Annotated in this window: 19 protein-coding genes; 5 read left to right on the top strand and 14 right to left on the bottom strand. The window is 60.6% G+C overall.

Features of this window, described 5'->3' with window-relative positions; translation table 11 throughout:
• Nucleotides 1-103 precede the first annotated feature (103 nt).
• From ACA069_RS11280 to ACA069_RS11295, 4 genes are all read left to right on the top strand, one after another.
• Nucleotides 104-1,552 carry a sensor histidine kinase gene (locus tag ACA069_RS11280; protein ID WP_497617541.1) on the top strand — a complete coding sequence of 483 codons (1,449 nt, stop codon included), beginning with the start codon at nt 104-106 and terminating at the stop codon, nt 1,550-1,552.
• Between the two features lie 161 nt (nt 1,553-1,713).
• Nucleotides 1,714-1,836, top strand: coding sequence for a hypothetical protein (locus tag ACA069_RS11285; protein ID WP_497617543.1), 123 nt, complete (start codon nt 1,714-1,716; stop codon nt 1,834-1,836).
• A gap of 154 nt (nt 1,837-1,990) precedes the next feature.
• A complete protein-coding gene (locus ACA069_RS11290; protein ID WP_497617545.1) occupies nt 1,991-3,484 on the top strand; it encodes a sensor histidine kinase in 1,494 nt (497 codons plus the stop codon).
• Nucleotides 3,453-4,883 (top strand): sigma-54-dependent transcriptional regulator, encoded by a 1,431-nt coding sequence (locus ACA069_RS11295; protein WP_401265752.1) that lies wholly within the window; start codon nt 3,453-3,455, stop codon nt 4,881-4,883. Before ACA069_RS11290 ends, ACA069_RS11295 begins: the two co-directional genes overlap by 32 nt.
• 12 nt (nt 4,884-4,895) lie before the next feature.
• Here the strand turns inward: ACA069_RS11295 and ACA069_RS11300 are convergent, their stop codons facing one another.
• Complete coding sequence (locus tag ACA069_RS11300; protein ID WP_497617547.1) at nt 4,896-5,246, bottom strand: hypothetical protein; 351 nt, start codon at nt 5,244-5,246, stop codon at nt 4,896-4,898.
• A gap of 66 nt (nt 5,247-5,312) precedes the next feature.
• Nucleotides 5,313-5,621: an addiction module antidote protein gene (locus ACA069_RS11305; RefSeq protein ID WP_187677027.1), complete on the bottom strand. Its 309-nt coding sequence runs from the start codon at nt 5,619-5,621 to the stop codon at nt 5,313-5,315.
• A gap of 288 nt (nt 5,622-5,909) precedes the next feature.
• Here ACA069_RS11305 and ACA069_RS11310 point away from each other — a divergent pair, with 288 nt between their 5' ends.
• Nucleotides 5,910-6,716 (top strand): class I SAM-dependent methyltransferase, encoded by an 807-nt coding sequence (locus ACA069_RS11310; protein WP_497617549.1) that lies wholly within the window; start codon nt 5,910-5,912, stop codon nt 6,714-6,716.
• A gap of 139 nt (nt 6,717-6,855) precedes the next feature.
• On the opposite strand, the gene ACA069_RS11315 is transcribed toward ACA069_RS11310, so the two are convergent.
• The 12 genes from ACA069_RS11315 to ACA069_RS11370 form a co-directional block, all read right to left on the bottom strand.
• Nucleotides 6,856-7,548 (bottom strand): GNAT family N-acetyltransferase, encoded by a 693-nt coding sequence (locus ACA069_RS11315; protein ID WP_489880810.1) that lies wholly within the window; start codon nt 7,546-7,548, stop codon nt 6,856-6,858.
• Nucleotides 7,549-7,662: 114 nt separating this feature from the next.
• The gene (locus tag ACA069_RS11320; RefSeq protein WP_187677030.1) at nt 7,663-8,454 is read right to left on the bottom strand and encodes a ChbG/HpnK family deacetylase; all 792 of its coding nucleotides are present in this window, start codon (nt 8,452-8,454) and stop codon (nt 7,663-7,665) included.
• On the bottom strand, nt 8,426-9,613 hold the full coding sequence (locus ACA069_RS11325; protein ID WP_497617552.1) for a GNAT family N-acetyltransferase: 1,188 nt from the start codon (nt 9,611-9,613) through the stop codon (nt 8,426-8,428). The genes ACA069_RS11320 and ACA069_RS11325 overlap by 29 nt, the downstream gene beginning before the upstream one ends.
• 4 nt (nt 9,614-9,617) lie before the next feature.
• Nucleotides 9,618-10,307, bottom strand: coding sequence for an N-acetyltransferase (locus tag ACA069_RS11330; RefSeq protein ID WP_497617553.1), 690 nt, complete (start codon nt 10,305-10,307; stop codon nt 9,618-9,620).
• Between the two features lie 68 nt (nt 10,308-10,375).
• Entirely contained in the window at nt 10,376-12,298 is a 1,923-nt protein-coding gene (locus ACA069_RS11335; protein ID WP_497617554.1) for a hypothetical protein, read from the bottom strand.
• Complete coding sequence (locus ACA069_RS11340; protein ID WP_497617556.1) at nt 12,295-13,602, bottom strand: oligosaccharide flippase family protein; 1,308 nt, start codon at nt 13,600-13,602, stop codon at nt 12,295-12,297. The genes ACA069_RS11335 and ACA069_RS11340 overlap by 4 nt, the downstream gene beginning before the upstream one ends.
• A complete protein-coding gene (locus ACA069_RS11345; RefSeq protein WP_401265736.1) occupies nt 13,599-14,600 on the bottom strand; it encodes a polysaccharide deacetylase family protein in 1,002 nt (333 codons plus the stop codon). The genes ACA069_RS11340 and ACA069_RS11345 overlap by 4 nt, the downstream gene beginning before the upstream one ends.
• A 13-nt stretch (nt 14,601-14,613) precedes the next feature.
• On the bottom strand, nt 14,614-15,750 hold the full coding sequence (locus ACA069_RS11350; protein ID WP_497617557.1) for a glycosyltransferase family 2 protein: 1,137 nt from the start codon (nt 15,748-15,750) through the stop codon (nt 14,614-14,616).
• On the bottom strand, nt 15,743-16,711 hold the full coding sequence (locus ACA069_RS11355) for a glycosyltransferase (RefSeq protein ID WP_497617558.1): 969 nt from the start codon (nt 16,709-16,711) through the stop codon (nt 15,743-15,745). Before ACA069_RS11355 ends, ACA069_RS11350 begins: the two co-directional genes overlap by 8 nt.
• Entirely contained in the window at nt 16,708-18,075 is a 1,368-nt protein-coding gene (locus ACA069_RS11360) for an O-antigen ligase family protein (RefSeq protein WP_497617560.1), read from the bottom strand. The genes ACA069_RS11355 and ACA069_RS11360 overlap by 4 nt, the downstream gene beginning before the upstream one ends.
• Nucleotides 18,072-19,166 (bottom strand): glycosyltransferase family 4 protein, encoded by a 1,095-nt coding sequence (locus ACA069_RS11365; RefSeq protein WP_497617562.1) that lies wholly within the window; start codon nt 19,164-19,166, stop codon nt 18,072-18,074. Before ACA069_RS11365 ends, ACA069_RS11360 begins: the two co-directional genes overlap by 4 nt.
• Entirely contained in the window at nt 19,163-20,755 is a 1,593-nt protein-coding gene (locus ACA069_RS11370; protein WP_187677040.1) for a GumC family protein, read from the bottom strand. The genes ACA069_RS11365 and ACA069_RS11370 overlap by 4 nt, the downstream gene beginning before the upstream one ends.
• Nucleotides 20,756-20,769: the final 14 nt, after the last annotated feature.

Consider the following 20,769-nt stretch of genomic DNA (forward strand, 5'->3'; position numbering starts at 1 on the left):
GCGGTGTTTGGCGACTAGCGCAATCGGGTAGATGGCCCCGCATCCGGGCAAAGCCCCAACCGTGGGCTATAACCCTATAGGGAAGTTTCCGGAAGTCGCCGCCATGAACATGCAGTCGAAATCGCTTCCAGTCGAGGACCGCAATCTACGGTTGAGCTCGCGCACGCTGCCGTTCAACCTGTTGCGCTGGTTTTCGCTGATCAGCATGGCCGTGATCGGCACTGTGGCCGTGGCGCTCGGTATGGTCTCGACACGCTTTGTGATCGACGAAAGCGTGCAGCGCGATGCCTTGCTGACGGCGCAATTCATTCAGGCCATCGCTTCGGCCGAAGTTCGGCATGTCTCGATTCCCAACGTGCGGACCATGGGCGAGTTGCTCGATTCACGCCTGGACAAGGATTTTCCCGACGTCGATCCGGCAGCCCGGGCCAATGCCCGTGGGGAGTTTCTAGATCACATCGAACACTTGCCGGATGTCATCCTCGCCAATATCTATGCCCCCGATCGATTGGTGATCTGGTCGACGAACCCGGCGCTGACAGGCACGCGCATTCATTCCGACGAAGACCTCGATCGCGCCTTCAATGAAAAGATTCCGGTGTCGGCCAGTTATCACAACGTCGACAAGGAGCGTGAGGAGCAGAAATTCGTCACCCCACCGGACTACATGTTTATTGAAAACTACATTCCGCTGTTCGACGCCGACGGCAAAAACGTTACGGCGATGGTCGAGATCTACAAGGAGCCCAAAGACCTGATTACCCGTATCGAACGCGGGCTGACGCTGATCTGGCTGGCCACCGCGCTGGGCGGCGGCCTGATTTATCTGGGGCTGTACTGGATCGTGCGGCGCGCGGCCATTCTGCTTGCGGCGCAGCAGAGACAATTGATTGCCAATGAAACCTTTGTCGCACTGGGCGAGATGTCTTCAGCCGTGGCGCACAGCCTGCGCAATCCGCTGGCGACCATCCGCTCCAGTGCCGAACTGGCGCTGGAGTTCGACGCTGGCCCCGCGCAGAAGAACATCAACGACATCATCGGTCAGGTCGACCGCATGTCGAAGTGGGTGCGCGAGTTGCTGCAGTCGCTGCGCCCGCTCAACGATGACCCGGAACCGGTGAATCTGGTGGCGACGCTGTACGAAAGCCTCGTCGCGTTCGAGCAACAGATCGCCAGGGCCGGCGTGCAAGTGGTGTTTCAGCCGCAAAGTACGCCCATGGTGTTGAGCCAACCGGTGCAACTGACGCAGATCCTCAACAGCCTGTTGGCCAACGCACTGGAGGCCATGGACAAGGGCGGCACATTGACCGTCAGCCTCGAACCGAGCGGCGACCGGGGAGTCTGCGTAGTACTCAGCGACACCGGCAAAGGCATGAACGAAGAACAGCGCAGCATGGCCTTCCGGCCGTTTTTCACGACCAAGTCCGGTGGTCTTGGCGTGGGCCTTGTGCTGGTCAAACGCATCATGGAACGCTTTGGTGGCGGCGTGACCCTGGATAGCCGTGAAGGCGAGGGAACCACGGTGCGTCTGGCGTTCCAGCGCGTGCCATAACCGCGAGGTTTGCTGACTTTCCCCAATAGTGGGTGCCAAACCCCGGTCACGGTGGAGTGGGGCAACTCACAGCACGCTTAACTACCTGTTAAAGCTGGAAATAATATTCTGGCGCAGTAGTTGCAAAACACCATCACCCCTTCCTGATGAAGAGGCTGGTGATGGACATAACTATGCGTGACCTCAGCGATAGCTGGCCTCAATTCGACACTGATCATGCCCGAATCCCGATGTCCGACCGGCGTCTGGACGAGGCGTTCGCGCGGGCGATCATCGACTGTTGACTGCGCATTGACGCGAGTAAAACCGGGCGATCCCGCCGCGAAGGTGAGTCGTACGCAATAGCGGCGAAATAGCATCATTGAACCATGTGTCGCGGTCATAGCCACCTACACTGATTGCTATGACCGGCTCGATACAAATCTCCAGGGCACTCTCATGCAGCGACTGGAAGCACAAAATATCCCTGCGCCGGCGGCATCGGCCGCAGCAGGCAAAGGCTGGCGGACGCAGTTCAATCTGTTGCGCTGGTTCTCGCTCGCGAGTTTTTTCATCATCGCCGCCGTGGCGGTGGGGCTGGCCTACATCTCCACGCGGTTTGTGGTCACTGAAAGTGTCGAGCGCGATGCGCTGTTGACCGCGCAATTCGTCCAGGCAATCGGCGAGGCAGAAATGCGTCATGCCAAGATCACTTCGGCCAGGACCATGGGCGAAATGCTTGATCCGCGCCAGGACAACAGCTATCCCGATGTCGATCCGGCCGCGCATGTCTCCGCCCGCATCGAGTTTCTCGATCACGTCAAACACTTGCCGGACATTTTGCTGGCCACGGTTTATGCGCTGGATCGCACGGTGATCTGGTCAACCAATCCGGAGCTGATCGGTGTACACATCGACGATGACGACGAACTTGACGAGTCATTCGAGATGAAAGTGCCGGTGTCGTCGAGCTATCACAAGATCGATGATGAGCGTCCGGAGCAGCGGCTGCTGCGCGAACCGAAATACCTTTTCATCGAAAACTACATCCCGATGTTCAACGCCGATAAAAGCAAAGTCATCGCCATGGTCGAGGTTTACAAGGAGCCGGCGGATCTGGTCGCCCGGATCGACCGTGGCTTCGCCTCGATCTGGGCGGCAACGCTTTTCGGGGGCGCGGTGATCTTTCTCGCGCTGTTCTGGATCGTCCGCCGGGCGGCGCAGTTGCTGCAGAGCCAGCAGCAACAGTTGATCAGCAATGAAACCTTTGTCGCGCTGGGCGAGATGTCCTCGGCCGTGGCCCACAGCCTGCGCAATCCGCTGGCGACCATTCGCTCCAGCGCCGAACTGGCGCAGGAAGTCGCCAGCGAGGGCGCGCAGCGCAATATCGGCGACATCATCAGCCAGGTCGATCGCATGTCGCGCTGGGTGCGTGAGTTGCTGGTGTCGCTGCGGCCGATGGGCGAGGAAGGCGAGGCAGTGGATCTGGTTCTGGCGGTCGAAGATACTCTGGGCGCATTCGACGCGCTGATCAAACGCAATGGAGTCGAGGTGCGCTTCAGTCCGCAACCTTGCCCGCCAGTCGTCAGTCAGCGGGTGCTGCTCACACAAATACTCAATAGCCTGTTTGCCAACGCTCTGGAAGCCATGCCCAAGGGCGGTGTGCTCAGCGTCGAATTCGAAACACCGCAGGCCGACAGCGTGCGCATGACCCTCAGCGACACCGGCAAGGGCATGAGTGCGCAACAGCAACTGTTGGTGTTCAAACCGTTTTTCACCACCAAGCAGGGCGGCCTCGGGGTTGGTCTGGCGTTGGTCAAAAGAATCATGGAGCGTTTTCAGGGCTCGGTCGTCTTGACCAGCAAAGAGCAGGAAGGAACCCGCGTCAGTCTCAACTTCAAAGTGGCATCGGGAGGGGAATATGGAGCACAGCATTCTGCTGGTCGAGGATGATGAACTGTTGGCCGAAAATATTCAGACCTACCTGGAGCGCAAAGACTTCGAGGTGACGGTTTGCCATTCGGCCGAAGACGCGCTGGAGCAATTGGGCAGCTTCATGCCGGACATCGTGCTGACCGATAACTCGCTGCCGGGCATGAGCGGGCACGACTTGATCCAGAAGCTGCGCATAAGCGCGCCGGATCTGAAAGTGATCATGATGACCGGCTATGGCAACGTCGACGATGCCGTGGTGGCCATGAAGGAGGGCGCCTTTCATTACGTCACCAAACCGGTTGCACTGCCGGAACTCAAACTGCTGCTCGACAAGGCCTTGGCCACCGAGCGCATGGAGCGCACGCTGTCGTTCTATCAGGAACGCGAGGCGCAGAAGTCCGGCATTCAGGCGCTGATCGGCGAGTCGGCACCGATGCAGTACCTGAAAAACACCATCGGTCAGTTGCTCGATGCCGAACGGCGCATGGCCAACACCGATCTGCCGCCCGTGCTGGTGGAGGGCGAAACCGGCACCGGCAAGGAACTGGTGGCCCGCGCGCTGCACTTCGACGGCCCACGCAGCAAAGGCCCGTTCATTGAATTCAACTGTGCGTCGATCCCGTCGAATCTGGTCGAGTCGGAACTGTTCGGCCACGAAAAGGGCGCGTTCACCGACGCCAAGGATCGTCGCGTGGGGTTAGTGGAAGCCGCTGACGGCGGGACATTGTTTCTCGACGAAGTCGGGGAAATGGATCTGCTGTTGCAGGCCAAGCTGTTGAAGTTGCTGGAGGACCGGACGATTCGCCGGGTCGGTTCGGTGAAGGAGCGCAAGGTCAATCTGCGGGTGATCAGCGCGACCAACTGCAACCTTGAGCAAATGGTCCAGCAGGGCAAGTTCCGTCGCGATCTGTTTTTCCGCTTGCGGATCATTTCGATCAAGGTGCCGCGCCTGTATGCCCGAGGTGAAGACATCCTGATGCTGGCCCGGCACTTCCTCGCCAGCCACGGCAAACGCTACGGCAAACCGAACCTGCATTTCAGCCAGCAGGCCGAAGAGCTGCTGCTCAGTTACACCTGGCCGGGCAACGTGCGCGAGTTGCGCAACATGCTTGAGCAAACCGTGCTGCTGGCGCCGAGCGACACCATCGCCGCGCATCAGTTGAACGTGTGCATGAGCCTGGTCGACGAGCCGCCGCTGCACCTGCACGAAGTGCCGACGCACTACGAACCACGCCCGGCGAGCAACACCGAATCGATGAACCTGCCGGAAGTCGAGCGCGACATGGTGCGCAAGATGCTCGACAAGACCGACTGGAACGTCACCAAATCCGCGCGTTTGCTGGGCCTGAGCCGCGACATGCTGCGTTACCGCATCGAAAAGCTCGGCCTCGCGCGCCCGGACAAACGCCAGTGGTGAACCCACAGGGGATTAGTGTTGCACTTGGCGGCTCAGGCACTCCAGTACACAACTCGGGTCGAGCACCTCGTCATTCACATAAATCCCGCGCTCGGCATCGTACGTGCGGATAAACACCCGCACTGTCGCATCCGCCACCGTCGGCAGTTGCGAGTCGGAGAACACGCGGCGGTCGGGAATGATCACGAAATCCTGCGGCGCCGTGTCATCAAAGGGCCGCGGAGGCGTGGCGTTCAGCGAATACGGGGCAGGGTGGGCGAAGGGCTGGTTCGGCCCGTAGTAAACGAAATTGCTGTCCAGCGCTTGCGTCGAAGTGGCGGCGAGCAGACAGACGGTCAACAACAGCCGATTGAGCATTTGCATGGCGGCACCTGCGAGTGCGGTTTTCCCCAAGGCTATTAACTATAGCTGCCTCTGCCATCCACGAGCTCAAGATGTCGAGTGATTGATCAAATGCCCCGGTTGTGCACAAAGGTCAATGCCAAGGGCATGGATGACCTTCAATACGGTGTCGAAGCGCGGCTTTGCGCCTGGCGCGAACGCCTTGTACAGACTTTCACGACCCATGCCTGCGTCTTTGGCTATCTGCGTCATTCCGCGGGCTCTGAGCACATAACCTATTGCTCGAAGAAACTCCTCGTTATCGCCATCTGCAAGAACCTGGGACAGGTATTCGCTGATGGCCTCGTCACTGTCCAACAATGTCGCCATGTCGAAATTCGTCAAAGTCTGGCTCATGGTTAAACCTCCCTTGCCATTTTTTTTGCGCGCCGGATGTCTGCGCTTTGTGAGGATTTGTCGCCTCCGGCCAGTAGAACGATGACTGCACCTCATTACTGACTGTATCCAATTAGATACAGATAAGCAGTCGGCCAAGTCTTCTATCGGTCCAGGATAATTCGTCGACACTTGTGGGCGAAAAGCGCCTGTTTTGTAGGAGCGTCGCTTACAAGTTTTCGACAATTACACCTGACAGCCTGATCTAGACTCCGACCGCTCAATCACGAGCATCGTCCGGAGTGCGCCATGGAAGTGCCGAACAATAAAAACGCCATCGAAAGCAATCGTCAGGCGTGGAACGATTCCGCCCGCCACCATCAGGAATCGCCTGACTGGCAGGCGCTGATTAACGACGTCGAACAGGCGGATTTTTGCTGCCTCGACTACACGCTGCGCGGGTTGCTGGAAGAGGTCGGTGTCGACGGCAAAGACGTGGTTCAACTGGCCTGCAACAACGGTCGCGAAAGTCTTTCGCTGTTTGCCCTCGGTGCGCGCAGTGTGGTCGGTGTCGATCAGTCGAGCGCGTTTCTCGATCAGGCCCGTGAGCTGAACAGCCGCTCAGCGCACAACGCCGAATTCATCGAAAGCGATATCCATCAACTGCCGGCATCGTTGCACAACCGCTTCGATGTGGCGCTGATCACCATCGGTGTACTCAACTGGATGCCCGACATCGGCGAATTCTTCCGTCACGTTGCGTCGACGCTGAAACCGGGTGGAAAACTGGTGATCTACGAAACCCACCCGTTTCTGGAAATGGTCGACCCCGACGCCGAGGATCCGTATCGCCTCGCGAGCTCGTACTTCCGCGCCGAGCCGTTCGTGCAGGAAGAACCGATTGTCTATGTCGGCAAGGTCGAGCAGCAGGCGGCGAAGTCCTACTGGTTCGTGCATAACCTCGGCGCGATCTTCAGCGGCGCCATCGGGGCAGGGCTGAACATCGCGCACTTCAAGGAATATGCGCATTCGAATCGGGAGGAATTGTATGACCGGTATCTGAACCGGGAGGCGCAGTTACCGATGTGTTTCACCTTGGTTGCCACCAAAGTCTGAGATTCATCAGCGCGGCTACAGGGCTCTTCGCTGGCAAGCCATTTTGTGTCGTACAAAATACCGAGTACACCCAAAACCCTGTGGGAGCTGGCTTGCCAGCGATGGCGGCATCAATGCCGCCATACATTTGTGGATTGGCTCAAGTCTGCGCCGCCGCGCTCACCACCGGCCGCTCCGGTTTGCGCAATGGCTCCAGCCGCGAGCCTTCGTAGCGTGTTTCACGGAAGAATTTCCAGCGGCCAAACAGGCAGTAGACGTGAGTGATGCGCCCCTGTTCCTGGTAGCCCATGCGGATGTGCAGTTTCAGCGCCGGGATATTGTGGGTTTCGCAAACGTCCACGACCTTGTTGCAGCCCTGGGCCGCCATGGCTTCCCAGAGGGCGACTTGCACGTCCACCGACAGGCTGCTACCGAAATAGGCACGGATCATTTCGCCGCCAAACTCGAAGAACTCGCCGGGTTTTACCGGAAACATGCAGCCGTAATAGTGGCGGTCGTGATAGTCGCGAATACTGCCCCAGATAAACCCTACGGCATGACCGTCCGCATCGAGGTACATGTGCCCGGTGTGCCCCTCGGCGGCGAGCTCCGCCATGGTCTCCACGCGGTCACCAAAGTGTTTGCCGAACGCCCCGGCATTTTCCGGGGTGATGTCGACTTTGCGCAGGCCGTCGTAAGGGCGCAGCTTGTGCGGCGGCACCGGGCTGACCAGGTCGCGCTCCATCCACAGCAGTTCCCAATGGAAGAACACGTAGCGTTTCCACATCGTGCCGAAGGTGCGGCCGAGGCCTTTTTGACGGATGCGTTCTTGTAGTTTTTCGATGACGCTCATGATGTCCTCCGTGGCCGAAGCCAGGGTGCTGTGGATGGTGCTTTTGTGGGTATAGATCAAGCCTTCAATTTCATTTCAAAGTGCCATCCTGGAAAGTATTGCAGGGTATGTAAGTCAATCGAGTGCCGTGGCACCACGCACAAACTCCTTGTTCAGATCTGCGTAGGAAACCCGTGGAACGCCCTTCAGCTGCCGCTCTAGCACGCGGCTCAGGGACTCGTCAGTGGGGAGATAGGCATCGCCGAAATCCGACCCAAGCTGAGTCGGATGGGCGACGATTTCCAGCACACCGTCGGTCGGCGCACTGTCGTTGCGCAGGTCCACCGGCGTGCAGACGTAGTCGGCAGTGGCCCCGGCCAAACCTTGCAAACGCCAATTGAGCAGACCTTTGAACACGCGTTTGGGCAGGCTGAGGTTTTGCCCCAGATTGCGCGCCAGCCGAATCGGTACGCCTTGCTGCGCGGCGAAGCGCGCGACGATCTCGCCAATCGGCCAGATGTTGTGAACGTGCTGATGCGAGTCGATGTGGCTCGGGCGCACACCGTGATCGACACAGCGCTGCCACTGCGCCTGCAACTCCTCACGCACCGCGTCGCGATCCTCACGGCAAAGCCACAAGCGATGGCGCGGCAGGCTGAGGTCGAACACACCATAACCATCGCAGAACGTGCGACGAGCCAGAATCGCCTGGCTCAACGGCCGCCCGTAAGTCAGGTTGAAGTGCAGCCCGACCCGGCCCTCAAGCGACGGATGCCGCGCCATGGCGCAGGCCGCTTCGAACGCCGGCATGGTGGCCATTGCGGTGGCGGAGCTGATGACCCCGGCCTGAAACGCGGCGAAGATCACCGCGTTTTCGTTCGGGCTGAGGCCGAAATCGTCAGCGTTGACTATGACTTGGCGAGGCATGTTGTTCGCCCTCCTTGGTGATCGCGACAGGTTTGACGACGGGTGCAGGTTTGTCTGCGCGCTTGGCTCGCCACTGCTGCAGTGCAGGTTTGAACCGCTGCCATACGCGCAACGCCAGGCCGAGTGCGAGACCACTGGGCCGCCAGGAATAGAAGCTCCAGCGCCAGTGTTCCAGTTGCCCGGTCATGCGCTCATGGAGTTGATGGCTGGAGTTTTCCAGGCTCACCCGCGAGGCATCGATCCAGCGCCAGTGATCGTCCAGGCCCCAGCGAATCCACTCTTCCAGCAACACCCGACCGCTGCCCAGATCAGCGTATTGCGGCAGGAACGCGAGGTTGTAATCGTAGAGTCGACCCTGTTCGAGCAGCCCGAGCCGGTAGCTGATGCAACGCCCGTTCAACTCCAGCGTCACCACCCGCACCAGGCCTTGTTCGGCGAGCGCGGTGAACGCGCGCTCGATCAATTGGCGGCTGTGTTCGCTGGCGAAAATGCCGACGCCTTCGTCACCTTTCCAGCTCACCGCTTCGACTTCTCTGATCAGCTGCAGCAGTGGCCCCATCGAAATCGCATCCGGAATGATCCGCCGCACCTCGGCACCGCAGGCGGCAATCCGCTTGCGCGCCCGACGCAGTTTGTAGCGTGGATCGCCGGAGACTTCCTGATGATCCGCCTCGCTGATCAGATGCACTGGCACCCGACAGCTCAGCCGTCGCTCACCGTTGGAGCTGTGGGCCATCCACTCGGTGAGGGCGCTTTCTTCACCGGCGGGCTCGGACAATTCGTTGAGTTGCAGCAACGCGTGGGGCAGGCGTTGGCGGATCAACAGCAAGGCCTCGCGCATGTCTTCGCTGCCGAGCAAAGAGAGCAATGCCAGTCGATCGGCCAGCGGATAGCCCAAGTGATGCAACACTCGAAGCGGTACGCCGAAAAAGCGCTCGCGACTCGCCACGAGCGGCAAGCACAGACGCAACTCCTCCGCTTCCCAACCCAGCAGGATGTGCAGATGCTCACCCTCGCCAAGTGCCTGCTCAGCCGCACACAACCAGCCAAGGTTGTTGAACGGCGTGTGATCCGTCACCCGCAGGCGCAGCGTTTCATAGGCTGCTGCCGGGAAATCGGCGGCGCACAGTGAAGTGCGCCATTCGAATCGCGTCACCATAGGCTCAGGCCGCCGTTGCTGTTACAGGTGGTCGGGAAGGTTTGCGCAGGGCATCCAGGCGCGAACCGCTGTAGCGGGTTTCGCGGTAGAAGCGCCAGCGACCGAACAGGGTGTAAACATTCATGATCCGGTGTTGTTCGGTATAGCCCATGCGCAGGTGTAGCTTGAGTGCCGGTACGTTATGGAACTCGCAGACATCGACAACTGTGTCGCAGCCCTGGGCGGCCATGGCTTTCCACAACTCCAGTTGCAGGTCCACAGACAGCTCGGTGCCCCAATAGGCACGGGTCAGTTCACCGCCGAACTCAAAAAACTCGCCAGGTTTTACCGGGAACAGGCAACCGTAGTAATGCCGGTCGAAATAGTTCTGTGCGCTGCCCCAGATGAACGCCACGGCGTCACCCTGATCGTCCAGGTGCATGTGCCCGGTGTGACCTTCTTTGGCCAGTTCGGCCATGGTCCCGACACGGTCGCCGAAATAGCGGGCGAAGGCGTTGGCGTTGTCCGTCGTGATCTTCACCACCCTCAGCGGCGGATAAGGTTTAAGGCTGTGCGGTGGCACCGGGCTGGCCAGATCGCGCTCCATCCACAGCAATTCCTGATGGAAAAACACGTAGTGCTTCCAAATTTTTTTCACCGTGGCAGAGAGTCCTTTCTGCCGGATGTTTTCAGTCAGTTTTCGCAGCATATTCATGGTGTTCACTCCTGATGACGATGCGTCGCGCGGCCGAACGCCGGCGCGGCAGAACATCAAAAGGGCGGTCATGAAGCGCTCCAACTCAGAGCGAATAGCGTTTGTCCTGGCAGCTCGAAGCGCACACGGCCGTCCTGGCAGTGAAAAGGCGCATCGCGGCTGCGGTTGTCGGCGCCGAAGTAACGCAACGCGCCGTTGTTCAGCGGGCACTTGGCACCGCTCAGATCGACACGCTGTAAACGCGTGCCTTTGTTTACGCCGAGCAGCTCACGCTGCTCGTCGCCGGCCATCGCCAGCACATCGACTTCAAACGCATCGTTTTCCAGCCACAACACTTGATGCAGCCAGTGTTGCGCAATGAACTGCTGGGCCAGCCCCACCGGTTTCAGTTCGAAGCGATTTTCGTCGGCCGACACCCGCAACATGCCCTTGGGGTACTGCGGCTCATCGGCGGCCTGAAACCAGTTGAGCATGCTCAGCAAGCCGTCCTGCGAGGCGTTGATCACCACCGAGGCCCACCATAGCGACGCGTAGTGGGTTTCCTGATCGTAGGGGCTGAGGCTGGAGCCGCTGGACATATTGGTCTGATCGAGCAGCAGCGTTTTGCGCGGTTGGCCCTGGCCATCGAGGCCGACCAGTTCAGCAGCACGACGCACGCTGTCGCGGTAGACGCGGGTGGCGAGCAGATCGCGGATCATCCATTCGTGCCACGCCAGCGCATCGACTTGATCACCGGACTCCGCGAGCAAGCGCCGCGCCCAATCGATGCCGCGCTTGTCGGCCGCATTGTTGGCGAACGGGCCATTGACCAGCCGCGAACTGGCCGGCATGGCGATGCGCACGCCTGCCTTGGCGTTGGCTGGGTCGCTGCGCACCTGCCGCGCCATGCTGCTGAAGATCGCCCGGTATTGTTCGTAGCTTGAATAGTTGAGATTAGGCTCGTCGGCGAAACCGATGTAATGCGTGCCTTTGCCACCCAGGGCGCGGGTGCCGGCGAGCCAGGCGTCGAGGCCGCTGTTGCTTTGCACATCGGCGCGCAGATCAGCCTGACGCTGACTGCCGGCGAGCAGGGTGATGTCCTGTTTGATGCCGAAACGATCCTGATAAAACTGGCGGAACGCGTCTTCGAAATGCGGCTCCTTCGCCGTGACATCGACAAAGCTGTAGTAACTCGCCGCTGTCGGTTTCAGCGCATCGAGCGCGGCGTGACTGGCTGGCGGCGGCATCACATAGGGCAGGGCGATGCCCAGATCCGGCGTGCGCCCGAGGACTTTGTCGTGCAGGGTCAAACGCGTCTGACCGGCGTCTTCGCGTACGGCTTTGAGTTGCTGCGGATTCTGCGCAAACAGATTGGCCGTGCCGTCGAGCCAGAATGCCGCTTTGCCGCTGCCTTGCACGCGCATGCGCCAGACTTGTTCACGGTCGCTGACCGGCAGCGCGACCTTATCGAATTGCCAATAGGCCCGATAGGGTTTCAGCGCCAGCGTCAACGATTGCCCATCACCTGCACGCTGCGCCTGCAACGCGGTGACGCCACCGTGAAATTTGCCGGCGAGCACCGCGCGCTCGCCCGGCGCAACTCTGAAAAACAGCTCATCGCCGTGACGGGTATCGACGCTGAAATGCACCTTGGCCGGGGCGAACAAGGCGATTGTACGTTCGTCATGTTCGACCCGGTAATTGCGGAAGCTGTAGCCGGGGATTTCCAACCGATAACTGGCCGCGCCGGGCACCATTGACCAGCTCTGGCTGCCACGAATTTCGTCGGCTTTGATAAACCGGTCGCCCTGCAACTTGCCCTGACCGTCGAGCAGGTACAGATGCTCTTCGTTGGCATCCGCCTGCCACGCCGGCGTCCAGCGCACGGTCACTGTGTCCGGGCGATCGGTTTGCAGATACAGGCTGCCGTCGCGGATCTCGCCCCAACGCATTGACGCAGCAAACGCATCCAGCGACAGGCCGAGGCCGAACAGCAGGGCCAGGCCTTTCATGCGGCCTTCCGACGTTGCAGCATCAGCCACATCGGGGTGATGTCGCTGGGCAGGATGATCAGGGTTTGCCAGAGCGGCACGCCGCTCAGGCGGCAGTACAACACCAGCATCGCCACGGTGACGGCGAGATAGGCAATCGACGAAGCGGCTGCGGCGCCGACGATCCCGTAGGCAGGAATCAACACCAGGTTCAGTGCCAGATTGAGCAGGGCGCCGAGGCCCATCAGCATGGACACCGTGCCGGGGCGATTTTTGCCGATCAAGTCCAGGCGCAGGATGCTCGCGTAGCACAAGCCCAACAGCCCCGGCAGCAAGGCGAGCAGCGCCGGATAGGCCGGTTGGTAAGCAACGCCGAACAGCGTGACGATCAGCCATTCGCCGATCACCGCCATGGTCAGGCAGGCACCGAGCATCACTGTGGCGGTCAGGCGCAACGCCAGCGGGGTGACCTTGTCCATGCCTGCGTCCTGCTGCAACAGGCGCTTCATCAGCGGCGTGGTCACCGCTTCCGGGACGATCAGCAGCAGTTCGGCGGCGGCGCTGGCCATGGCGTAATGGCCCAGCGCGGTGCTGCCGAGCAGGGCGCCGATAAACAGGTAGTCCGAACGCAGAATCACTTGCTGGAACAGCAGATCCGGATGGCTGCGTGCACTGAAGCGCAGTAGTTCTTTCTGGCTGGCACGATCCCATTGCAGTTGCAGCGGCTGCGCACGTTTGAGCCAGACCCAACCGACCAGTACCACCAGACTGATCCCGGCCAGCCAACTGATCAGCGCCGCTTCCAGGGCGGCGCTTTTCCACATCCAGAACAAGCCGAGAAACAGCAGCAGTGGCGCCAGCGATTCCACCAGACGCAAGACGTTGAACGCGACCACGCCGCCGGAGGCGTTGTGCAAGGTCAGCAGACCGCTTTTGAGCACCGTCATCGGCACCGCCAGCAGCAACAGCCACGCGAGCAGCCCGAGTTGCATCGTCACATCCAGTTCACTGCCAAACTCCCGCGCCAGCGCCACCACCAGCAAGGTCAGCAAAGCGGCGAGCAAACACCCGAACACCAACACCTGGCTGAGCAACAAGCCCATCGGCCGCTGCTTGGCGGCTTGATAGCCGACCGCCGAATTCAAGCCGCCGCTGGTGGCGGCACTGATCAAGTCCGGCAGGGTGCTGAGCAGGGCAAACAAACCACGTTCGCTCGGCCCGAGGATCCGCGCCAGCAGCACGTTGCGCAGCAAACGCAGGGCAATCATCGCCAGTTTGGTGCCCATGCTCAGGGCGAGGTGCTTGAGGTAGTTGCCTCGACTCATGGTCGCGCCCCGCGAAAGATCCGCCACGACAGCAACTGCGGATTGCGCGCGGTGCGTTGACTGACCCCGAAACGCGGCAGGTTCAGCGGATCGCCTTCACCGCGATAAATGCCGGTGCCGGTGCCCAGCGCAAACGGATAATCGTGATCGGCAATCTGCTTGCGCACGCGCTCGTCGTTGTCGCCGTTGGGGTAGCAATACACCGGCAGCGGCCGGTTGCAGCCGTTTTGCAGGGCATGGCGGCTACGGCTGATTTCTTCGTCCAAACGCACGTCATCAAGACCGGTGAGGATCGCGTGACTGGCACCGTGCGGGCCGAACCGCACCAGACCGGACGCCTCCAGTGCGCGCACCTGATGCCAGTCCAGGGCTTGCGGTTGTGATTCCGGTGGGCACTCATCGGTCAGACGTTCAAGCTCTCGTGGCGCCAGCGTCTTCAGCCCTTGCAGGTAATGCAGCATCGACAGGCTGCGTCGATCGACATCAATGTCATCCACCAGCACGGGCACCGGATGACCGCTGGCGTGCAGGCATTCGATCAAGTGCATACGCGCCTTGTCGCCATGGCTGCCCCACAGGGTTTCGCCCAGGCTTTCCCACCAGAAGCGCTGCCGACTGCCGATGAAGTCGGTGGAGAGAAAAATGCTCGCTGGCACCTGATGTTTTTGCAGCAACGGGAAGGCGTTGACCGCGTTGTCGCGCCAGCCGTCATCGAAGGTCAGCGCCACCCGTGGGCGCTCGCTGCGCAGGGAGTTGGGCTGGAGGATTTCCATCAGCGGCACGCAGTCGAAGTGTCGGCGCAACCACACCAGCAAATGCTCGAAGGCTTTGGGCCCGACGCACAATTCGTTGCGGTGCGGCAGATCGGCTGCGCGGTCGTTGGCCAGTACCCGGTGCAACATCAGGATCACGCCGGCGCCTTGCAATTGATTACGCCCCACGTGCGAGTTCAGATAGAGCCAGCCACTGGTGCGTTTTAGCAGTTGTTTGATCGCCATGGCTTCGGTCCTCTTAACGGTTCTGTTCAGGATTCCACTGGGCATACCGCTGGCCGCGCAAGAACTGCCAGAGGCCGATGCTCATGCCCGCCAGTGTCACCAGCAGAAAGGCTGCGAGACGAAACGGTTTGGGCAAGCGGTGTTGCGAATCCAGCAGTCCGGCGATCGCCACGGCGTAACCGAACAGTTGCGCGATCAGGCTCAGGCGATAGAAACCATGCTCGTTCCACAGCCAGAAGTTGCTCAGCAGCAACGGCAGCAGGAGGATCGGCGCCAGACGGCGGATCAGTTTGTGGCTGATCAGTGCGAGCGAATACAGGCCGTGTTTGAGTGGGTTGAGCAACTCGCTGCGCTGGGCCAGGCTTTGCAGGCCACCGACGGTGACCCGTTGACGACGGCGGAACTGTTTATCCGCCTCGTCTACACCGTGGTCGATCACCTGCGCCTCGGGCACGTAGACGATGCGTTTGTGCGCCACAGGCGCGCAGGTGCTGATAAAGAAATCGTCGTTCACTTCGGCCGGGACGTTCTGGAACAGCTCGCGGCGCAGGGCGAGCAGGGCCCCGTCGGCGGAGACCATGCAGCCGGTGCGATTTTCCACCCGGCGCAGCCAGCCTTCGTAATGGCGATAGAGGCTGTCGCCGACGCTCAAGCCGCCGCCTGTGACGGGAATCACCATGTGCCCGGCGCAGGCACCGACCTGCGGATCGCTAAACGGCGCGAGCAAGTGGCCGAGGGTGTCGCGCGACCATTGGTTGTCGGCATCGGTGAACACCAGAATGTCGCCGGTACTCAGCGCCACGCCGGCATTCAACGTGGCGGCTTTGCCCTGGCGCGGCAGGTCGAGGACGGTGATGCGCGGATCGATCACTTTGCGCGCGCAGGCCACGGTGTCATCGCTCGAGCCGTCGCTGGCCAGAATGATTTGCAGCGTCGCCGGTTGATAATCCTGGGCCAGCAGAGTGCGCAACTTGTGCTCGATATGCCGCGCCTCATTGTGCGCGGCGATCACGATGCTGATGTTCGGCGGCGGCGCCGGGGTGTGGCGCCAAGCCGGAAACAGCGGCGCCAAGATCGTCAGTAGCAGCGGATAACCGATATAGGCGTACACCGGCAACAACAGGCACATCCAGAACATGAATTCAGCCACGGGCGGGCCTCCTGGCGTTCCAATGACACAGACTGAGAATGAACGCGGCACCGGCCAGATGCAGACGCAGCCAATGCAAGCCCCACAGTTGCAGGGTCAGGCCGACATCGCGATGTTTGATGCTCTGGCGAATGCTCAGCACCAGGCCCGGTAACAAGGTCAACATCACCATGATCGCGGCGTGATGCGGGAAGCCGTCGAGCAGTGCAGAAATCGCCAGAAAATCCAGCACCCACACCGCAATCGACAGCATCGGAAAGCGCAGCAAACGCAGGCTGAAGCCGTGGGTACGCAGCAGTTGCAGATGACTACCCTGGCGCCACAGTTCCTTGCCCATCCACTCGCGCCAGTTCATTTCATAACCCCAGTGCAGGGCTACGTTGTTGTTGATCGACAGCAGGATCGCACCGTGCTGGCGCAGACGCAGGGTGAACTCCTTGTCTTCGCCGGTGCGCAGGCTCTCGTTGAACCCCCCGACCTTGTCGAACCAGGGCCGGCGCATCAACAAGTTGGAGCTGGGCAGCCAGTCCACCTCATGGGAGGTTTGGGAGGAAGCGCGCAAGGTGCGCCGCTGCCACGCGGTCGCGTACCACGGCGCTTCGGCCGGGGTGTGCAAGTCCAGGCCGAACACATCGGCCTGAGCGCTGGCCTCCAGGTCGAACAGCGGCAGCAGCCAGTCTTCCGGCATTTCGATATCGGCGTCGATAAACGCCAGCCATTCACCCGTGGCGATGGCCGTACCGCGATTGCGCAGGGCGCCAATCAACAGGCCGGGCATGACCAGCACGTGAGCGCCGAACTGCCGGGCAATCTGTGGGCCGTCATCGCTGGAGCCGTTGTCGACCACGATCAGCTCGCATTCGAGATTGGCCGCATGCGCCGCTTTTTGCGCGGCCAGCAGGGTGCGGCCAATGTGCCGGGCTTCGTTGAACATCGGGAGGACGATACTGATCCGGCTCATGCCTTGGCCTCCGTCAATGGGGCTTGCTCGGCTTTGAGGCGCAGGACGCTGGTCAGCGCGAGCATGATCCACACGTATTTCTGGTTCGGTGCGCTGAGGAACATCAGGAACAGGGTCAGCGACAGAAAACTCACACCCAAGTGGGTCATCAAGTCGGCCTGTTGCCAATCGCGTCGCAGCATCCACGCTGCCCGCGCGCGGATCAGGTTGTACAACCCGAGACCGAGCATGCCGACAAACAACAGGCCGGCCGGAACGCCGATTTCACTGAAGATTTCCAGGTAGGTGTTGTGGGCGCGGCGGTACAGGTCGCCGATCTTGCGGTTGGCGGAAAACGCCTTGGCGTAACCGGTGGTGGCGTAGTGCAGCGGGAAGGTGCCCGGGCCGGAACCGAGCAGCGGGTTCTCGCGGATCATCTGGCTGCCAACCACGATGTACGAAGCGCGGCGACCAAGGGACTCGTCCTGCGCCTTGGAGCCGGCGCTGAGGATACTCAGCGACTGGATGCGCGCCATGTAGCCGGCGGGCATCGCATAAATGGCCAACGGAATCACGATTGCCGCGCCAAGCATGGCGAAGCCTAAATGCCGAGGACGAATCCGCGTCAGTTGGGAGCGGTAATGCCAGCAGCCGATCAACAGACTCAAGGCCACCACCACCAGCCCCGAGCGCGATTCGGTCTTCGTCATGCCACCGAGTAACAGAATGCAGCAGCCGCCCCAGAACAACCGATGCAACAGGTTCGGGCTGCGGATCACCAGCAGCAGCGCCAGCGGAATGGCGAAGGCGATCAGCATGGCAAAAGCGTTAGGGTCTTCGAGCAACCCGGCGGCACGGCCCTGATCCTGGAACTTTGCCGAGAACATGGCCATGGCGCAGGTGGTGCTGATGGCCAGAGTTGCCAGTCGGGCGAACAGATCAAGGTTCAGTTCGCGACCGATCAGCAGGGTGATGACAAACAGCACCAGGCCGACAATCAGTTCGCGCAGGTGCCCGAGCGACATGCCCATGTCATCGGTATTGAACAGGCTCAGGAAGTACAAAACCATGAACCAGATCAAGTAACGCCAGATATTGCTGCGCAGGCGCTCCGAGGGCATCTGGTGCAGAGCCAGTTGCAACATCAGGATCACCGCCAGCGAAGCGCCGAGGAGTTTGCTTCCGGACAGAAGACTGTCCTTGAAGAAACCTTCGAACGGCACCAGCGCAACGATACCGAGCAGGCCCCAGGTCGGCTTGCGATACAACACCGCGAAACCCACCAGGCCCAGCACTGCTCCCGGCGCCAGATAAGGATAAGGGCTGGCCAGCAAAGCGATGCAGACCAGACCGAGCAAACTGACGATCGAGAGCGGGAAAATCATGCGCGTGCCTCCCGTGCCGTGCGGATGTACAGCTGCGACCAGCGTTCGGCCAAAGCCTTGAGGTCGTAGCGATCCTGTTGCGTGCGTTTTGCGTTGTCGCGCAGTTGCCGCCCCAGTTTCGGTTCGTTCAACAGCGCGTCGAGCTGGCGGGCGAGGGCAGCACTGTCGGCCGGTTCGGCGAGTAAACCGTTGTGCCGGTGTTCCAGCACATCGGGAATCCCGCCAACACCGAACGCCACCACTGGCACACCGGCCTGCATCGCCTCCAGCAAAATCATCGGCGTGCCCTCAGTGCGCGAGCTGATCACCAGCGCATCGAGTTGCTGCCACCAGGGTTGCATCGCGATCTGATAACCGGGCAAGCGAATCCGTTGCTGCAAGCCGGCGCCGTCGATACGCGCCTGCAATGCCTCGTGTTCCGGGCCGTCGCCGAGCATCACAGCGTCCAATTGCGGATGCTGATGACACAGTGGAATCAGCGCATCAAGAAACAGATCCGGGCCTTTCTCGCTACTGAGCCGACCGACATATCCGGCGAGCCAGCGTGGCCGATCAGTGTTGTGGACCATCTGCGCAGGGGCGGCCGGCAAACCATTGGGGATCACCTGCAACTTCTCCGCCCGGACACTGGCCTGACGGTGCAACACGGCGATGCTTTCCGCCACGCAGACCACCCGGTTTACCGAAGCAGTGCGGCACAGTTGCAGGCTGAGCCAGGTGTAGAACTTTTGCTTGCGGCTACGCGGAGTGAACCCGTGTTGGGTGATCACCAGCGGCAGGCGCAACAGCGTTGCGCCTGCCCAACCGAACAGCAGCCCTTTGAAGTTGTGCGTGTTGATCAGCGGCTGCTCGTGTTGCCGTTGACGCAAGTGCCGCAGCAATTCACCCAGCCCGGCACAGCCCTGGCAGTCCACCCCGGCCTCGCGAAAGCGCGCGATCAGTTCTGGCGGCGCGTCGAGAAACAGCACCTGATGCTGCCCCGGCGTCGCCAGACAATGATCCAGCAACATCCGCTCGGCTCCATAGAACCCGCCGCTGCTGAGCAAATGAATGATCGGCAGCGCGGCGTTCGGGGTAGGCGCGGTGTTCAATTGCGCACCCAGTGCAAGAAGCTTGGCACCGTCCAGTTCTTGTGTGGATTGCTCGGCAGCACGTTTTGGTCGTTGATCACCAACAGCACCGGAATGCCCAGTTCGTGGCTGATTTGCGCCGGATGTTTGAAGCGATGATCGAAGAACTCACGCACGTAGACGAAAGCGATCGCCAGCAGCAGACCGGTGAGCATGCCGAACGGGATAATCAGCCCCGGCTTGGGAAACGCCGCTTCGGTCGGTTCGAACGGCGGGCTCAATACCCGGGCGTTGGACAGATCATCGTTCAGCGCACCGGTTGTACTGCTTTCGGCAAAGCGCTGAGCGTAGGTCGAGAACGCGGCATGCAAGGCGTCGATTTCGGTGTCCATCTGCCGCAGCTTGCTCTGGGTTTGCTGCAGGTCGCGGATGCGCGCCTTGAACTCGGTGATGCGCGCGGTTTTCTGATCGATCACCTGTTGCACCACTGCCAGATCGTTGGTGCGTTCCTGAATGCGGTTGCTCACCACTTTGAGGAATTGCTGACGGGTGCGGGCGATCTGCTCGCGGGTCAACAGCATCGGTTCGCTGCTGGGCTGGAAGACGGCGAGGTCATTCATATAGCGGCTGACCTGGGTGGTCAGTTGCTCGCCCATCTGTTTGATTTCCCGATCCTCGAACGCCACGTTGTCCACTGTGGTGGTGAAGGTGAAGGGGAAGGTGTAATCGTTGAGTTTGCTGGTGCTGGCGGCGGTCATCGCGGTTTTCAGGTATTCGAGCCAGCGCTGACTTTGCAGCAGGCGGTCGCGATACAGGTTCAGCGCTTGCTCTTCGGTGTTGATCGCGTTCAAACGGAAGGTGATTTCTTCCTTCGGATCGGACGCGCCGACACTCTCCAGCAGGGCCTGACGGTTGCCTTCCAAGCCATCGAGGCGCACTTGATAGAGGTGCTTCTTCGATTCATAGAAGGACTGTGGCAGGTCGATCGATTGCAGCGCCTGGCGGCTGAACAGGTAGTTTTGCAGCAGAGCGGCGACAAACGTCGTGCCTTGATGCGGGTCAGGGAAGCTGTAGATGATCGAGATCACGTTGGAGCCGGGCAGGGTCTCGATTTTCAGGCTGTCGATGGCTTGCTGGGTCAACGCATCAAGCGCCGTGTCACGCACCGGATCGGTTTCCAGCCCGAGCATGTTGCGCGTCGGGTTGATCACGTATTGGCGCAGCGGCGAACTGATGTAGCGCTTGAACGGCTCGCTCACCAGTTTGCTGAAGATGCCCGGCGAAGGCGTGTATTCGCCTTTGTCGCGCAATTCGCTGATGGTCTGGCGGATCAGCGCTGGCGAACGGAGGATATTGCTCTCGGTTTCCATGTCCGCCAGTGAAGGTGGAATGAATGTGGCGTTGTCCACCGTCAGCGACGTGGTGGCGTCACCCTGGGAGAGTTTTTTCGACTGCACGATCACTTGCGCGGTGATATCGAAGCTCTGTTTGAGCAACAGGGGCAGCAGCAGGGCGATGACTGCAAAGGTCAGGAAGACGCGCTTCACCAGTTGCTTGTTGGCGAAGAAAATCCTGAAGAACTCATGCAGGTAGTTTTCCTTTGGGTTCATGGTCGGTCACCTGA

The sequence above is a fragment of the Pseudomonas sp. LBUM1652 genome, assembly GCF_059716105.1.

Bases quoted from the DNA above. Each gene is read 5' to 3' on its own strand.
- ACA069_RS11345 (WP_401265736.1), bottom strand. From the start codon at position 14,600: ATGGCGATCAAACAACTGCTAAAACGCACCAGTGGCTGGCTCTATCTG.
- ACA069_RS11330 (WP_497617553.1), bottom strand. From the start codon at position 10,307: ATGAATATGCTGCGAAAACTGACTGAAAACATCCGGCAGAAAGGACTC.
- ACA069_RS11280 (WP_497617541.1), top strand. From the start codon at position 104: ATGAACATGCAGTCGAAATCGCTTCCAGTCGAGGACCGCAATCTACGG.
- ACA069_RS11340 (WP_497617556.1), bottom strand. From the start codon at position 13,602: ATGAGTCGAGGCAACTACCTCAAGCACCTCGCCCTGAGCATGGGCACC.
- ACA069_RS11315 (WP_489880810.1), bottom strand. From the start codon at position 7,548: ATGAGCGTCATCGAAAAACTACAAGAACGCATCCGTCAAAAAGGCCTC.
- ACA069_RS11300 (WP_497617547.1), bottom strand. From the start codon at position 5,246: ATGCAAATGCTCAATCGGCTGTTGTTGACCGTCTGTCTGCTCGCCGCC.
- ACA069_RS11325 (WP_497617552.1), bottom strand. From the start codon at position 9,613: ATGGTGACGCGATTCGAATGGCGCACTTCACTGTGCGCCGCCGATTTC.
- ACA069_RS11360 (WP_497617560.1), bottom strand. From the start codon at position 18,075: ATGATTTTCCCGCTCTCGATCGTCAGTTTGCTCGGTCTGGTCTGCATC.
- ACA069_RS11370 (WP_187677040.1), bottom strand. From the start codon at position 20,755: ATGAACCCAAAGGAAAACTACCTGCATGAGTTCTTCAGGATTTTCTTC.
- ACA069_RS11355 (WP_497617558.1), bottom strand. From the start codon at position 16,711: ATGAGCCGGATCAGTATCGTCCTCCCGATGTTCAACGAAGCCCGGCAC.
- ACA069_RS11305 (WP_187677027.1), bottom strand. From the start codon at position 5,621: ATGAGCCAGACTTTGACGAATTTCGACATGGCGACATTGTTGGACAGT.
- ACA069_RS11320 (WP_187677030.1), bottom strand. From the start codon at position 8,454: ATGCCTCGCCAAGTCATAGTCAACGCTGACGATTTCGGCCTCAGCCCG.
- ACA069_RS11290 (WP_497617545.1), top strand. From the start codon at position 1,991: ATGCAGCGACTGGAAGCACAAAATATCCCTGCGCCGGCGGCATCGGCC.
- ACA069_RS11335 (WP_497617554.1), bottom strand. From the start codon at position 12,298: ATGAAAGGCCTGGCCCTGCTGTTCGGCCTCGGCCTGTCGCTGGATGCG.
- ACA069_RS11310 (WP_497617549.1), top strand. From the start codon at position 5,910: ATGGAAGTGCCGAACAATAAAAACGCCATCGAAAGCAATCGTCAGGCG.
- ACA069_RS11285 (WP_497617543.1), top strand. From the start codon at position 1,714: ATGGACATAACTATGCGTGACCTCAGCGATAGCTGGCCTCAATTCGAC.
- ACA069_RS11295 (WP_401265752.1), top strand. From the start codon at position 3,453: ATGGAGCACAGCATTCTGCTGGTCGAGGATGATGAACTGTTGGCCGAA.